Source organism: Arenimonas metalli CF5-1 (genome assembly GCF_000747155.1).
Lineage (GTDB): Bacteria > Pseudomonadota > Gammaproteobacteria > Xanthomonadales > Xanthomonadaceae > Arenimonas > Arenimonas metalli.
This window is the reverse complement of the sequence record NZ_AVCK01000012.1, coordinates 401119-415325: the sequence shown is the minus strand read 5'-3', so window position 1 is coordinate 415325 and position 14207 is coordinate 401119. Positions and strand designations below refer to the sequence as shown.

Below are 14207 nucleotides of genomic sequence, written 5' to 3'. Positions count from 1 at the left end.
CGCCCGCGGCTGAGCCGCGGTGCGCGGCGCCGCGCCGTCGCCGCCGGTGCCGGTGCCGCCCGGCGCGCAGCCGACGCGCTTCGGGCCTTCGGTCGCGGCCTGCCTGTTGGCCGGCGTGCTGTTCGTGCAGGGGTTCCCGCGGCTGCCGGGCTTCGAAGGGGCGGTCGCCTGCCTCGGCCTGGGAGCCTGGGCCTGGTGGCGTCCCGGGTTGCCGCGCGTGCTGGGCGCGTTCCTGTTCGGCGTGGCGTTGGCCTGCCTGCAGGGTCAGGCGACGCTGGCATCGCAGTGGCCGGCCTCGCGTTCGGGCGAGCAGGCGGTCGTGGTCGGCCAGGTGCGCGGACTGCCCGTGGTCGCCGCCGATGCGGTCCGCTTCGAGTTCATCGTCGAGAGCGGCCCCGCGGGGCTGGCGGCGGGCAGCAAACTGCGGCTGGGCTGGTTCGCGCGGCCGGGCGAAAGCCTTCCCGTCGTCGCGCCGGGCACGCGCTGGCAGCTGCCGCTGCGGCTTCGCGCACCCCGAGGGCTGGTCAACCCCGGCGGCTTCGACTTCGAGCGTCGCGCCATCGAGCAGCGCATCGTGGCCACCGGCTACGTCGCGGAACCCGACGCCGCGCGGCGGCTCGATGACGCCACCGGCGCAGGCGCGGGGCTGGACCGGCTGCGCGCCGCGCTCGCCGAGCGCATCGCCGCGGCGGTGCCCGGGCCCGGGTGGCGGTTCGTCGTCGCCCTGGCGCTGGGCGATACGCGCGGCCTCGACGACCACGACTGGGAGGTGCTGCGCGCCACCGGCCTGACCCACCTGATCGCCATCTCGGGATTCCATGTCGGCCTCGTGGCCGGCTTCGGCGCCGCGTTCGGTCGCCTGGCCTACGCGCTGTTCCCGCCGCTCGGCCGGCGCTGGCCGCGTCCGCAGGGCAGTGCGGCGGTCGCGCTGGTGCTGGCGGTCGCGTACACCGCGCTCGCCGGTTTCGCGCTGCCCACGGTGCGCACGCTGCTGATGATCGCGGCGGTGGTGCTGGCCCGCCTGGCGCGTCGCCCGCAGACGCTGGCGCAGTCGCTGGCCCTGGCCGCGATCTGCGTGCTGCTCGCGGATCCGGCGAGCGTGCTCGCCCCGGGTTTCTGGCTCAGCTTCGTCGGCGTCGCCTGGCTGGCCTGGTGCCTGCCGTATCGCCCGGGCGAAGGCTGGCTGCGGCCGTTCCTGGCCTCGCAGGCGGTGGCGATGCTGGGGCTGCTGCCGCTGAGCGTGTGGTTCTTCAGCCAGGCCTCGCTGCCGGGGCCGCTGGTCAACCTCGTCGGCATCCCGTGGATCAGCCTGGTGGTGGTGCCGCTGGCCCTGCTCGGGCTGGCGTTCGAGCCCGTGCTGCCGGCGGCCGCCGACCTGTGCTGGCAGCTGGCCGCGGACCTGATGCAGGGGCTGTGGAACGTGCTGGAGTGGGTCGCCGCCTGGCCCCCGGCGCTGGCCTGGTTGCCCGAACCCGGGCTGGCCGCGACGGCCCTGGCCCTGCTGGGCGCGTTCTGGCTGATGCTGCCGCGCACGATCCCCGGCAAGCCGCTGGCCGCCCTGCTGCTGTTGCCGTTGCTGTGGCCCGCGCCCGACCGTCCCGCTCCGGGCGAGGTCGACTTCCACCTGCTGGACGTCGGCCAGGGCCTGGCGCTGCTGGTGCGCACGCGCCACCACGCGCTGCTCTACGACGCCGGCCCGGCGCCGCCGCGCGGCATGGACCTGGGCGAAGCGGTGGTGGTGCCCGCGCTGCGCGCGCTGGGTTTGCCGCGACTCGACCGACTGGTGCTCAGCCACGGCGACAACGACCACGCCGGCGGGGCAGGCGCGGTCCGGCGCGCCTACGCACCGCCGATGGTGATGGCGCCCGAAGGCTGGGCCGCCGCCGACATGCAGGCCTGCGTGGCCGGGCAGCGCTGGCGCTGGGACGGCGTCGAGTTCGAGCTGCTGCATCCGACGCCGCACTTTCCGTATCTGCGCAACGACAGCTCCTGCGTGCTGAGCGTCCGCGCCGGGGGCCGCCACGCGCTGCTCGCCGGCGACATCGGCCGGCACGTGGAGGCGCGGCTGGCCAAGCTGCCGCCCGCGCAGATCCGCGCCGACCTGCTGCTGGTGCCGCACCACGGCAGCGACACCTCCTCGAGCCTGGACTTCCTCGCCGCGGTGCGGCCGTCCGTGGGCCTGGTGGCGGTGGGCGAGGGCAACCGCTTCGGCCTGCCCAAGCCGCAGGTGCTGTCCCGCTACGACCGCTACTCGGTCGCACTGCACGACACCGCCGGCAGCGGCGCCATTGCGCTGCGGCTCGGCGCGGCCGGGGTGCAGCTGCGTGAACGGCGGCGCCAGGACCACCCGCGCTACTGGCGCCATGCCGCCCCGGGCGGGGCAGGCTATGCTATCGGCAGGCAAGAACCCGAAAGGTGAGGCGTGCTGGAACTGATCAAAGCGGGCGGCTGGGTGATGCTGCCGATCATCCTCCTGGCGGTGTTGGCCCTGGCCATCATCCTGGAGCGATTCTGGAGCCTGCGCCGCAAGGAAGTGCTGCCGCCCGGCCTGGGCGAGGAGGTCCGCGAATGGGCCCGGGGTCGCGTGCTGGACCCCAAGCACATCGACGTGCTGCGCAAGAACTCGCCGCTGGGCGAGCTGCTGGCCGCCGGGCTGGACGTCCGCCACCGCCCGCGCGAGCTGATCAAGGAGCGCATCGAGGACGTCGGCCGCCACGTCGCGCACCGGATGGAGCGCTTCATGAACACGCTCGGCACCATCGCCGCGGTCACCCCGCTGCTGGGCCTGCTGGGCACCGTGTTCGGCATGATCGAGATGTTCCTCGACATCCTGACCGCCGGCGTCGGTGACGCCAACCGCCTCGCCGGCGGCATCGGCCAGGCCCTGATCTCCACCGCGGCCGGCCTGTGCGTGGCGATCCCGGCCGTGATGTTCCACCGCTACCTGCGCGGCCGCGTCACCGGCTACGTGGTGGACATGGAGAAGCAGGCCACCGCGCTGCTCGACGCCCTCGACGAAGGCGCGTCGCCGCCGCCGGCCAAGGCCCCGCGCGCGAAGCGGAGCGACGCATGAGGCTGAGCACCGGCCGGGTGCCGGACGAACCGGAGATCAACCTGGTCTCCCTGATCGACGTCGTCTTCTGCCTGATCATCTTCCTCGTGGTCACCACCACCTTCGACCAGCGCTCGGCGCTGAAGCTGGTGCTGCCGCAGTCGCAGGCCAATTCCGAGATCGACCCGGGCGAGCCGCTGACGATCCTGGTGGACGCCGAGGGTCGCTTCTTCATCGGCAACGACGAAGTGCTCAAGCGCGACGTCGGTTCGCTGCGCGAGGCCATCACCCGCGTCGCCGGCGAGGACCGCGAACGGCCGGTGGTGCTGCGCGCCGACGCCCGCACCCCGCACCAGTCGGTGGTGACGGCCATGGATGCGCTGGGCCAGGCCGGCTTCCGCAAGATCTCGATCGCCACCACCCCCGAGGCCACGCCTTGAGCCAGCCGGAAACCTCGGCCTGGGCCGTCTACCGCCGCCTGCTGGGGCGGGCGAAGAAGTATTCCTTCTTCCTCGGCGCCGCCGGCGTCGGCATGGTGTTCGAGGCCGGCGCGGCCTCGGCCTTCACCTGGATGATGGAGCCGATGATCAACGGCACCTTCGTCGATCGCGACCCTGAAGTCCGCTGGTCGCTGCCGCTGATCATCATCGGCCTGTTCGTGCTGCGCGGCCTGGCCACCTTCTGCACCGACTACGGCATGGCCCGGGCCGGCCGCAGCGTGGTGCGCGACCTGCGCGGCGAGGTGCTGGAGAAGTACCTGCGCCTGCCCAGCGCGCGCTTCGACGCCGAGCCGGTGCCCTCGATGGTGTCGCGCCTGAACTACGACACCGAGCAGGTGACCCAGGCCAGCTCGGACGCCATCAAGGTCATCCTCACCGACAGCCTGACCATCGTCGGCCTGCTGGGCGTGATGTTCTGGTACAGCCCGCGCGTCACCCTGGTGATGCTGGTGGTGGCGCCGCTGATCGCCGGCATCTCCGGCGTGGTGGGCCGCCGCTACCGGCAGATCAACCGCGGCATCCAGGACGGCGTGGCCAACATGGCGCAGTCGGCCGAGCAGGCGCTGTCGGCCCAGCAGGAAGTGAAGGTGTACGGCGCCCAGGCCTCCGAGCTGGCGCGCTACACCGCGCTGATCAACCGCAACCTGGGCCTGAGCATCAAGGTCGAGTCCACCCGCGCCGCGGCCTCTTCGGTGGTGCAGGTGCTGGCCGCCACGGCGCTGGCGGTGATCCTGCTGGTGGCCGGCAGCGAAGCGGCCAAGGGACGCATGGACGCCGGCAGCTTCGTCGCCATGCTCACCGCGATGATGGCGATGCTGCCTTCGCTCAAGCGCATCACCAACGTGCAGAGCCTGGTCCAGCGCGGCGTGGCCGCGGCCGACCGGCTGTTCGCCATCCTCGACGAGCCGGACGAACCGGACCGCGGCACGATGCCGCTGCTGCACGCCCGCGGCGAGATCGAGTTCCGCGACGTGTCCGTGCGCTATCCGGGTCAGGAGGCGCCGGCGCTGGCCGGCATCTCGTTCACCGCGAAGCCGGGCACCGTCACCGCGATCGTTGGTCGCTCGGGCAGCGGCAAGTCCACCCTGATCCGGATGCTGCCGCGCTTCTACGAGCCCAGCGGCGGCGCCGTGCTGGTCGACGGGGTGCCGGTCGAGCAGTACCGCCTCGCCGACCTGCGCCGGCAGATCGCCATCGTCGGGCAGCGGGTGATGCTGTTCGACGACAGCATCGCCGCCAACATCGCCTACGGCCAGGCCGCAGGCGTGGATCCGGCCCGCGTCCGCGCCGCAGCCGAAGCCGCCAACGCCGCCGAATTCATCGACCGCCTGCCGGGCGGCATGGACGCGCGCATCGGCGAGAACGGCGGCCTGCTCTCCGGCGGCCAGCGCCAGCGCCTCGCGATCGCCCGCGCCATCCTCAAGGACGCGCCGATCCTGATCCTCGACGAAGCCACCGCCGCGCTCGACACCGAGTCCGAGCGGCTGGTGCAGGACGCGCTCAACCGCCTGATCCCGGAACACACCACGCTGGTGATCGCGCACCGCCTGTCCACGGTCGAACACGCCGACCAGGTACTGGTGCTCGACGCCGGCAGGCTGGTGGAGCAGGGCACCCACGCCGAACTGCTGGCGCGCGGCGGCCTGTACGCCCACCTGCACCGCATGCAGTTCCGCGAGACGGAGGCCGGGTGAAGGCCGCGCTGGCGGACTGGCTGCTGCGGCGCTGGTATGGCGGCGTGGCGCCGGGCCCCGGCCTGCGCGCGCTGGCGGCGGTTTACGGCGGCCTGGTGTCGCTGCGCCGCTGGCTTTACCGGCGGGGCTGGAAGCCCACGCACCGGCTGCCGGTGCCGGTGATCGTGGTGGGCAACCTGGTGGCCGGCGGCAGCGGCAAGACGCCGCTGACCATCGCGCTGGCGAACGGCCTGGCCGAGCGCGGCTGGCGCCCGGGCATCGTCAGCCGCGGCTACGGCCGCCGTTCGCGCGGGCCCGTGCGCGTGACGCCCGGCATGGCCGCTTCCGAATGCGGCGACGAACCGCTGCTGATCGCGCGGCAGACCGGGCTGCCGGTGTGCGTGGATTCCGATCGCGTGGCCGGCGCGCGACGCCTGGTGGCCGAAGGCTGCAACCTGGTGATCGCCGACGACGGCCTGCAGCACCTGCGCCTGGGTCGCGACCTCGAGATCGAGGTCGTGGACGGCGAGCGCCGGCACGGCAACGGGCACCTCATTCCCGCCGGGCCGCTGCGCGAACCCGCCGGCCGTGGCGTCGACCATCGCGTCGTCAACGGTGGCCAGGCCGCGCCCGGCGAGTGGCCGATGACGCTGGCGCTGGGCGAGGCGGTGCCGCTGTCCGGCGGCGCGGCGCGCCCGCTGGCCGAATTCGCCGGTCAGCCGGTGCACGCCATCGCCGGCATTGGCCACCCGGCGCGCTTTTTCGACGCGCTGCGCGCCGCTGGACTCGCGCCGGTCGAACACCCGTTCCCGGACCACCACGACTTCACCGCGGCCGAGCTGGCCTTCGAGCCACCAGGCCCGCGCCTGATGACCGAAAAGGATGCGGTGAAGTGCACCGCGTTCGACCTGCCTGACGCCTGGGCCGTCCCGGTCCGCGCCCATCTTCCCGACGCCTTGTTCTCGGCCTTGCAGCAACGCCTGGCCTACCGGAGCCCGTCCCATGACCCCGCCTGATTTCATCGTCGCCATCCCGGCCCGCTTCGGCGCCAGCCGCCTGCCGGGCAAGCCGCTGCGGCTGATCGCCGGCGTGCCGATGGTGGTGCACGTGGCGCGCCGCGCGCTGGCCGCCGGCGCCCGCGAGGTGGTGGTCGCCACCGATGACGCCCGCATCGTGCAGGCCCTGGCCGGTGAACCGCTGCGGGTGTGCATGACCCGCGCCGACCACGCCTCCGGCACCGACCGCCTGGCCGAGTGCGCCGACCAGCTGGGCTGGGCCGATGACCAGATCGTGGTGAACCTGCAGGGCGACGAACCCTTCGCGCCGCCCGAGGGCATCCGCGCGGTGGCCGAGACCCTGGCCGCGTCGGCCGCCGAGATGGCCACGCTGGGCACGCCGGTGGAGGACAGCGAGACCCTGTTCGACCCCAACGCGGTGAAGCTGGTGCGCGACGCGAACGGCCTCGCGCTGTATTTCAGCCGCGCCCCGATTCCGTGGCAGCGCGACCAGTTCGCGCGAGATCGCCTCGGCGCCGATCCGTCCGTGGCGCTGCGCCACATCGGCATCTATGCCTACCGCGCCGGCTTCCTGCGTCGCTTCGCCGCGCTGCCGCCCGGCCGGCTGGAGCAGCTCGAGGCGCTGGAGCAGTTGCGTGTGCTGGAGGCCGGCCACCGCATCGCCGTCGGCCTGACCCCCGTGCCGTTCCCGCCGGGCGTGGATACCGAGGCCGACCTGGCCCGCGCCGAGGCCCGGGCACTGGCCGGGCAGGGTGCCTGAGCCGGGACCGATGACGGCGCGGCCGGCGTTAATCACAAACCTGTTGAACTAAGCGTTCTATCCCATTGAATATATTGTTTGTTTGCATGGGAAACATCTGCCGCTCGCCGCTGCTGGAGGGCTGGGCCAGGCATGTTCTCGAGCAGGCCGGGCAGGGGCAGCGCGTCCGCCTCGACTCCGCCGGCACCGGCGGCTGGCACGCGGGTGAGCCGCCCGACCCGCGCGCCATCGCCGCCGCCGCGCGCCATGGCATCGACCTCCGCGGACAGCGGGCACGCGCGGTGGCGCCCGAGGATTTCCACGCCTTCGACCTGATCCTGGCCGCCGACCGCGACAACCTGCGCTGGTTGCGCCAGCACGCGCCGTCCGGCGCCCGCGCGGAGATCCACCTGGCCCTGGCCTGGTGCGGGGTCGCCGAGGACGAGGACGTGCCGGATCCGTACTACGGCAACGCGGCCGGTTTCGACGCCACCTGCCACCTCGCGCGCGCCGCCGCCCACGGCCTGCTGCGCAAACTCCCGCCGCAGGCATAATGCGGCGACCCCCGGAAGGACGCCCCCATGTCGCAGGCCCAGCAAGCCGCTCCCGAACTGTCGCCGAGCCTGCAGTGGCTCAACGCCGACCGCCAGTCGGTGGCCGCGCAGCAGGGGCACGTGCTGGCGCTGGTATTCTGGAACGCGGCCTCGACCTACTGCCACAACCTGCTCGATGAGCTGATGCGCCTGCAGGCGCGCTACCCGGTGGCGCTGTCGGTGCTGGGCATCCACCAGCCCAAGTTCGATTCCGAGCTCGACGGGCGGCTGGTGCTCAAGACCGCCAACCGCCTCGGCCTGACCTTCCCGGTCGCCAACGACCGCGGCTGGAGCACCTGGCAGCACTACGGCATCCAGTCCTGGCCATCGGTGGCGCTGGTGGACACCCGCGGCCGCCTGCGCCAGGTGCTGGCCGGCGACCACCAGGGCCCGGCCCTGGATGCCGCCATCGCCGGCCTGATCGACGAAGTGGGCGGCGCCGTGCGCACGTTCCAACCGCCTCGCCGCACCGGCGGCGAGTCGCGGCTGCCGCTCGCGTTTCCGGCCGGCCTGGCGGTGGGCGAGAGCCACCTCTACGTCGCCGACACCGGCCACCACCGCATCCTCGAGTGCACGCACTCGGGCCGCGTGCTGCGCGAGTTCGGCACCGGCCACGGCGATTACCTCGACGGGCCGGCCGACATCGCCGCCTTCCGTCACCCGCGCGGCATGTGCCTGGTGCGCGAATCGCTTTACGTGGCCGACACTGGCAACCACGCCCTGCGCCGCATCCGGCTGCTCGACGGCGCGGTCGAGACCGTGCTCGGCAATGGCCGCCCCGGGGCCGTGCGCGAGGGCCAGCAGGTCGGCGACGCCACCCTGTCGCTGAACCAGCCCTGCGACGTCACCGGCACCCTGGACCGCCTCTACCTGGCCATGGCCGGCAGCAACCAGATCTGGGAGTACGACCTCGCCCAGGCCCGCCTGCGGCTGCTGGCCGGCACCGGCGAGCTGGGCATCGTCGATGGCCCGGTGCGCAGCGCGATGTTCGCGCATCCGACCGGGCTGGCCCTGGTGCAGCAGACGCTCTACGTCGCCGATTCGGCCACTTCCGCCATTCGCGCCATCCAGGTCGCGCAGGGCCAGGTACAGACGCTGGTGGGGCAGGGCCTGTACGAATTCGGCGAGCACGACGGCCAGCGCCGCGAGGCCCGCATGCAGCTGCCGATGGCGCTGGCGCTCGACCCCGGCTCGCCGGTGCTGTGGGTCGCCGACAGCTACAACGGCAGCCTGCGCAAGCTGCGCCTCGGCGGCGGCGAGATGAGCACGCACGACCTGCCGCAGCCGCTGGACCAGCCGGCCGCGTTGGCCGCCGGCGCCGGTTCGCTGTGGATCGCGAACACGGGGGCGCACGAGGTGCTGCGCTTCGACCTGGCCAGCGGCAAGCTCGGCCGCCTGCCGATCGGCGAATGACGGCCGAGGCATCACCATCCGCCGGCGAGGCGCCGGCCCCGTTCGACGGCAAGGCCTTCGTCCGCGACCTGACCCCGGCGCCCGGGGTCTACCGCATGGTTGGCGCGGACGGGCAGGTGCTTTACGTCGGCAAGGCGCTGTCGCTGAAGAAGCGCGTCGGCAGCTATTTCCTCAAGGAGCTGCCGTCGCGGCGGATCGCGCTGATGGTCGCGCAGATCGCCCGCATCGAAGTGACGGTGACGCGCACCGAGAGCGAGGCGCTGATCCTCGAGAACCAGCTGATCAAGTCGCTGCGCCCGCGCTACAACGTGCTGCTGCGCGACGACAAGAGCTACCCGCACATCCTGCTCACCGACGAGACCTGGCCGAAGCTGGGCTACCACCGCGGGCCGCGGGCGATGGCGGGGCGCTACTTCGGGCCGTATCCCAGCTCGGGTGCGGTGCGCGAGACGCTGGACCTGATGTTCAAGCTGTTCAAGCTGCGCAGCTGCGAGGACAGCGTGTTCCGCAACCGCAGCCGGCCCTGCCTGCAGCACCAGATCGGCCGCTGCAGCGCGCCCTGCGTCGGCCTGGTGCCGACCCGCGAGTACGACGCCACGGTGCGGCGCGCCGTGCTGTTCCTCGAGGGCCGCAGCAACGAGCTGGTCGACGAACTGGGCAAGGCGATGGAGGAGGCCAGCCAGCGGCTGGAGTTCGAGCAGGCGGCGGTGCTGCGCGACCAGATCGTCGGCATCCGCAAGATCCAGGCCCGCCAGTACGTCGAGGGCGAGCAGGTCGAGATGGACGTGCTGGCGCTGGCGATGGACCAGGGCGCGGCCTGCGTGCTGCTGATGGCCTTCCGCAATGGCCTCAACCAGGGCACGCGCAGCTTCTTCCCCCGGCCCAATGGCGCCGAGAGTCCGGAAGAGGTGCTGGGCGCGTTCGTGGCGCAGTACTACCTCGAGCAGCGGCCGCCGCGCGAGATCGTGCTCAGCCACGCCATTGCCGATGAAGCGCTGCTGCAGGAAGTGTTCAGCGCGCAGGCGGGGCGCAAGGTCGAACTGAAATCCTCGGTGCGCGGCGAGCGCGCGCGCTACCTCGAGATCGCCCGCCAGAACGCGGCCCTGGCCCTGGCCACCGAGGCCGCCAGCAGCGCCAGCCAGCGCGCGCGGCTGCTGTCGCTGCAGGAGATGCTGGGCCTGGGCGAGCCGCCCGCGCGCATCGAATGCTTCGACATCAGCCACACCATGGGCGAGGCGACGGTGGCCTCGTGCGTGGTGTTCGACGGCGAAGGCCCGGTGCGCGGCCAGTACCGGCGCTACAACATCACCGGCATCGCGCCGGGCGACGACTACGCGGCCATGCACCAGGCGCTGGAGCGCCGGTTCCGGCGCGGGGTGGAGGAGGGCGTGCTGCCCGACCTGCTGCTGATCGATGGCGGCGCCGGGCAGCTGGCGCAGGCCCGCGCGGTGCTGGACGAGCTGGGCGTGCAGGGCGTGGCGATGGTCGGCGTGGCCAAGGGCGAGGCGCGCCGCGCCGGGCACGAGGCCCTGGTGCTGCCCGACCGCCGCGAGCTGCGCCCGGGCGCGGCCTCGCCCGGCCTGCAATTGGTGCAGCAGGTGCGCGACGAGGCGCACCGCTTCGCCATCACCGGCCACCGCGGCAAGCGCCAGAAGACGCGCGAGACCAGCCGGCTCGAGGACATCCCCGGCATCGGCCCGCGTCGCCGCGCCAGCCTGCTCAAGCACTTCGGCGGCCTGGCCGGGCTCAAGGCCGCGGGCGCCGAGGAAATCGCCCGCGTCGAGGGCGTCAACGACGCGCTGGCCCAGCGCATCTACGCCGCGCTGCACGGTCTTGAGGCATAATCGCCCCGGAACGAAGCCTGAGCAGGACGCCGTGACCCTCACCATCCCCACCATGCTGACGCTGATGCGGATCCTGCTGATCCCGGTGATGGTGGTCGTGTTCTACCTTCCCTACGGCTGGACCAACCTCGCGGTCGCCGGCATCTTCATCTTCGGCGCGCTCACGGACTGGCTGGACGGCTGGATCGCCCGCCGCTACGGCATGTACTCGGCCTTCGGCGCCTTCCTCGACCCGGTGGCCGACAAGCTGACGGTGGCGTTCGCGCTGCTTCTGGTGGTCGAGCGCCACGACACCCCGTGGATGGCCCTGCTCAGCGCCGTGATCATCGGCCGCGAGATCACCATCTCGGCCCTGCGCGAGTGGATGGCGCAGATGGGCGCGCACGGCCTGGTCAAGGTCGCGGGGCTGGGCAAGCTCAAGACCATCGTGCAGATGACCGCCATCAGCTGCCTGCTGTTCCAGGAAGACCTGCTGGGCCTGCCGGTGTTCCGGATCGGCGAGTGGCTGCTGGCGATCGCGGCGGCCCTGACCCTGTGGTCGGGCTTCGATTACCTGCACGCGGCCTGGCCGACGATGCGGAAGAAGGGCTGATTTGAAAAAGGGTGTTGACACCCTCGGGGGGCTTCCCCCAAAATATGCGTCTCTTGCGGGAATAGCTCAGTTGGTAGAGCACGACCTTGCCAAGGTCGGGGTCGCGAGTTCGAGTCTCGTTTCCCGCTCCAGTTCCAGACAAAACCCCGCCCGCCGGGGTTTTGTTTTTTAAGGCGGTGGCAACCGCCGTCGGACGCGCTAAGCTTCCGGCAACGCTATCCGGCCGGGTGGCAGAGTGGTTATGCAGCGGACTGCAAATCCGCGTACGCCGGTTCAATTCCGACCTCGGCCTCCAGTGTTCAAACCCCGCTCCGGCGGGGTTTTTTTTCGCCCGGCTATTTTGTTTTTAGCCACGGATGAACACAGATGAACACGGATAGGGCGGAGCGCTTGGGTGGTTCGCAGGGCGCCATTGGGTCATTGCGAAGTTCCAACATAGCCAGTGGACACCCGGCGCCAGTATCCAATCTGTGTTCATCAGTGTTCATCCGTGGCAAAAATCCAATACCACACCCTCGACGGATGGCAAGCTGGCGGCGGACGGGCGCATGCGGCACCATCGCGGGAGGCCCGGGTGGCGAAACTGGTAGACGCATGGGACTTAAAATCCCCCGGCCGCAAGGCCATGTGGGTTCGATCCCCACCCCGGGCACCACGCACGCAGGGGAGTAGCGCGGCGATGTCGATGTGGTTGATGGGGTTCCTGTACTTCGCGGTGGACCTGGCGGCGGTGCTGCTGCTGGCGGCGTGCTGGCAGCGCACGCGCATCACCGGGTTCGCGATCGTGGCCGCCAGCTTCGTCGCGGGCATCCTCGCGCGCTGGACGGTGCCGTGGGTCTACCGGGCCGTGGACCTGGCCGACGGGGACATGGCCTGGGCCGCGAACATGATCGTGCAGTCGGTGTACCTGGTGATCGCGGTCATTGCCGTGGCGGGGTTCTGGGACATCTACCGCGTGCTCAAGTCACGCCCCGCCGCCTGAGCCCGGAGCCGAGCATGCTGCCGTCCCGCTACTGGCCGTTCGCCACCTGCCTGCTGCTCACGCTGTTGTCCGGATGGGCGTTCGAACACACGCCCCTGGCGGCCTGGGGCCTCGGCATCTTCGGCGGGCTGTCGCTGCTGGGCACCTGGGACCTGCTGCAACGCAAGCAGGCGCTGCGGCGGAATTTCCCGGTGACGGCGCATTTCCGCTACGGGCTGGAGTCGATCGGGCCCGAGATCCGCCAATATTTCATCGAGTCCGACACGGTCGAACTGCCGTTTTCGCGGCAGCAGCGCGCCATCGTCTACCAGCGCGCCAAGGACGTGCTCGACAAGCGGCCGTTCGGCACCCAGCGCGATCTCTACGGCGACAAGTACGAGTGGATGAACCATTCGCTGCAGCCGGCGAAGATCGACTCGCATGATTTCCGCATCACCATCGGCGAAGGGCGCGCGCAGCCGTATTCGGCCAGTGTGTTCAACATCTCGGCGATGAGCTTCGGCTCGCTGTCGGCCAATGCGATCCGCGCACTGAACCAGGGCGCGAAGCTGGGCGGCTTCTACCACGACACCGGCGAGGGCTCGATCTCGCGTTACCACCGCGAGCACGGCGGCGACCTGGTGTGGGAAATCGGTTCGGGCTACTTCGGCTGCCGCAACCCGGACGGTGGCTTCGACGAAGAGAAGTTCCGCACCAACGCCTGCGACCCGCAGGTGAAGATGATCGAGCTCAAGCTCAGCCAGGGCGCCAAGCCGGGGCAGGGCGGCATCCTGCCGGCGGCCAAGGTCAGCGCCGAGATCGCCGAGGCGCGCGGGGTGCCGCAGGGCGTGGAGTGCCATTCGCCGGCGGCGCACTCGGCCTTCTCGACGCCGATCGAGCTGCTGCAGTTCATCGACCGGCTGCGCACGCTCTCGGGCGGAAAGCCGACCGGCTTCAAGCTGGCCATCGGCCACCCGTGGGAGTGGTTCGCGATCGCCAAGGCGATGAAGCAGACGGGAATCCTGCCCGACTTCATCGTGGTGGACGGCGGCGAGGGCGGCACCGGCGCGGCGCCGCTGGAGTTCACCGACCACGTGGGCGCACCGATGCGCGAGGCGCTGCTGCTGGTGCACAACACGCTGGTCGGCCTCGACCTGCGCTCGAAGGTCCGCATCGGCGCGGCCGGCAAGATCGTCACCGCCTTCGACATCGCCCGCACGCTGGCGCTGGGCGCCGACTGGGTGAACGCGGCGCGCGGCTTCATGTTCGCACTGGGCTGCATCCAGTCCCAGAGCTGCCACACCGACCGCTGCCCGACCGGCATCGCCACCCAGGACCCGAACCGGCAGGCGGCGCTGGACCCGGACGGCAAGGCGGTGCGGGTGGCCAATTTCCACCGCAACACCCTGGTGGCGCTGAAGGAGCTGCTGGCCGCGGCCGGCCTGCGCCATCCCCTGGAGATCGGGCCCGAGCACATCATCCGCCGGGTTTCGTCCACCGAGGTGCGCGCGCTGGCCAAGCTGCACCACTTCGTGCCGCAGGGGCAGCTGCTGGAGGCCGTGCCCGAGCACCCGGTGTTCCAGGTGTTCTGGGACCAGGCCCGGGCCGAGTCCTTCTCGCCCCCGGCCAAGGCCGCGGAAATGCAGGCCAGCAAGCAGCACTGAGCCGCGATCTTGACCACCCGGGGGCGGGCCACGTAAGATTCGCGCTCTCTTCCGGGCGGTTAGCTCAGCGGTAGAGCATCGCTTTCACACGGCGAGGGTCACAGGTTCAAGCCCTGTACCGCCCACCAGTTCCACGAAATGGCCACCTCCGGGTGGCCAT

The 14207-nt window shown here is 71.5% G+C and carries 11 protein-coding genes, 4 tRNA genes and 1 pseudogene; all 16 read left to right on the top strand.

Annotated features, from left to right (window positions below; genetic code table 11):
* Positions 1–19: 19 nt before the first annotated feature.
* A pseudogene (locus N787_RS05560) lies at positions 20–2529 on the top strand (DNA internalization-related competence protein ComEC/Rec2); the annotation flags it as partial.
* Positions 2423–3073 (top strand): MotA/TolQ/ExbB proton channel family protein, encoded by a 651-nt coding sequence (locus N787_RS05555; protein WP_034211318.1) that lies wholly within the window; start codon positions 2423–2425, stop codon positions 3071–3073. The pseudogene N787_RS05560 and the gene N787_RS05555, both read left to right, overlap by 107 nt.
* Positions 3070–3492: an ExbD/TolR family protein gene (locus N787_RS05550; protein ID WP_034211316.1), complete on the top strand. Its 423-nt coding sequence runs from the start codon at positions 3070–3072 to the stop codon at positions 3490–3492. The genes N787_RS05555 and N787_RS05550 overlap by 4 nt, the downstream gene beginning before the upstream one ends.
* A complete protein-coding gene (gene msbA / locus N787_RS05545; RefSeq protein ID WP_034211314.1) occupies positions 3489–5246 on the top strand; it encodes a lipid A export permease/ATP-binding protein MsbA in 1758 nt (585 codons plus the stop codon). Before N787_RS05550 ends, msbA begins: the two co-directional genes overlap by 4 nt.
* Positions 5243–6241, top strand: a complete 999-nt coding sequence (gene lpxK / locus N787_RS05540) for a tetraacyldisaccharide 4'-kinase (protein ID WP_052575160.1) — start codon at positions 5243–5245, stop codon at positions 6239–6241. Before msbA ends, lpxK begins: the two co-directional genes overlap by 4 nt.
* The gene (gene kdsB / locus N787_RS05535; protein ID WP_034211312.1) at positions 6228–7001 is read left to right on the top strand and encodes a 3-deoxy-manno-octulosonate cytidylyltransferase; all 774 of its coding nucleotides are present in this window, start codon (positions 6228–6230) and stop codon (positions 6999–7001) included. Before lpxK ends, kdsB begins: the two co-directional genes overlap by 14 nt.
* A 65-nt stretch (positions 7002–7066) precedes the next feature.
* Positions 7067–7534 carry a low molecular weight protein-tyrosine-phosphatase gene (locus N787_RS05530; RefSeq protein ID WP_342668006.1) on the top strand — a complete coding sequence of 156 codons (468 nt, stop codon included), beginning with the start codon at positions 7067–7069 and terminating at the stop codon, positions 7532–7534.
* A gap of 27 nt (positions 7535–7561) precedes the next feature.
* Positions 7562–8986: a redoxin domain-containing protein gene (locus N787_RS05525; RefSeq protein WP_034211309.1), complete on the top strand. Its 1425-nt coding sequence runs from the start codon at positions 7562–7564 to the stop codon at positions 8984–8986.
* On the top strand, positions 8983–10830 hold the full coding sequence (uvrC, locus tag N787_RS05520; protein WP_034211307.1) for an excinuclease ABC subunit UvrC: 1848 nt from the start codon (positions 8983–8985) through the stop codon (positions 10828–10830). The genes N787_RS05525 and uvrC overlap by 4 nt, the downstream gene beginning before the upstream one ends.
* 31 nt (positions 10831–10861) lie before the next feature.
* Complete coding sequence (pgsA, locus tag N787_RS05515; protein ID WP_034211306.1) at positions 10862–11422, top strand: CDP-diacylglycerol--glycerol-3-phosphate 3-phosphatidyltransferase; 561 nt, start codon at positions 10862–10864, stop codon at positions 11420–11422.
* Positions 11423–11477: 55 nt separating this feature from the next.
* Positions 11478–11553: transfer RNA gene (locus N787_RS05510), tRNA-Gly, on the top strand.
* 90 nt (positions 11554–11643) lie between these two features.
* Positions 11644–11717: transfer RNA gene (locus N787_RS05505), tRNA-Cys, on the top strand.
* A gap of 273 nt (positions 11718–11990) precedes the next feature.
* A tRNA-Leu gene (locus N787_RS05500) sits at positions 11991–12077 on the top strand.
* Positions 12078–12101: 24 nt separating this feature from the next.
* A complete protein-coding gene (locus N787_RS05495) occupies positions 12102–12404 on the top strand; it encodes a hypothetical protein (protein ID WP_034211305.1) in 303 nt (100 codons plus the stop codon).
* A 14-nt stretch (positions 12405–12418) separates the two neighbouring features.
* Positions 12419–14047: an FMN-binding glutamate synthase family protein gene (locus N787_RS05490; RefSeq protein ID WP_034211304.1), complete on the top strand. Its 1629-nt coding sequence runs from the start codon at positions 12419–12421 to the stop codon at positions 14045–14047.
* Positions 14048–14100: 53 nt separating this feature from the next.
* Positions 14101–14175 (top strand) — tRNA-Val (locus N787_RS05485).
* Positions 14176–14207 lie beyond the last annotated feature (32 nt).

Bases quoted from the DNA above. Each gene is read 5' to 3' on its own strand.
- N787_RS05550 (WP_034211316.1), top strand. From the start codon at position 3,070: ATGAGGCTGAGCACCGGCCGGGTGCCGGACGAACCGGAGATCAACCTG.
- kdsB (WP_034211312.1), top strand. From the start codon at position 6,228: ATGACCCCGCCTGATTTCATCGTCGCCATCCCGGCCCGCTTCGGCGCC.
- N787_RS05525 (WP_034211309.1), top strand. From the start codon at position 7,562: ATGTCGCAGGCCCAGCAAGCCGCTCCCGAACTGTCGCCGAGCCTGCAG.
- uvrC (WP_034211307.1), top strand. From the start codon at position 8,983: ATGACGGCCGAGGCATCACCATCCGCCGGCGAGGCGCCGGCCCCGTTC.
- N787_RS05495 (WP_034211305.1), top strand. From the start codon at position 12,102: ATGTCGATGTGGTTGATGGGGTTCCTGTACTTCGCGGTGGACCTGGCG.
- N787_RS05490 (WP_034211304.1), top strand. From the start codon at position 12,419: ATGCTGCCGTCCCGCTACTGGCCGTTCGCCACCTGCCTGCTGCTCACG.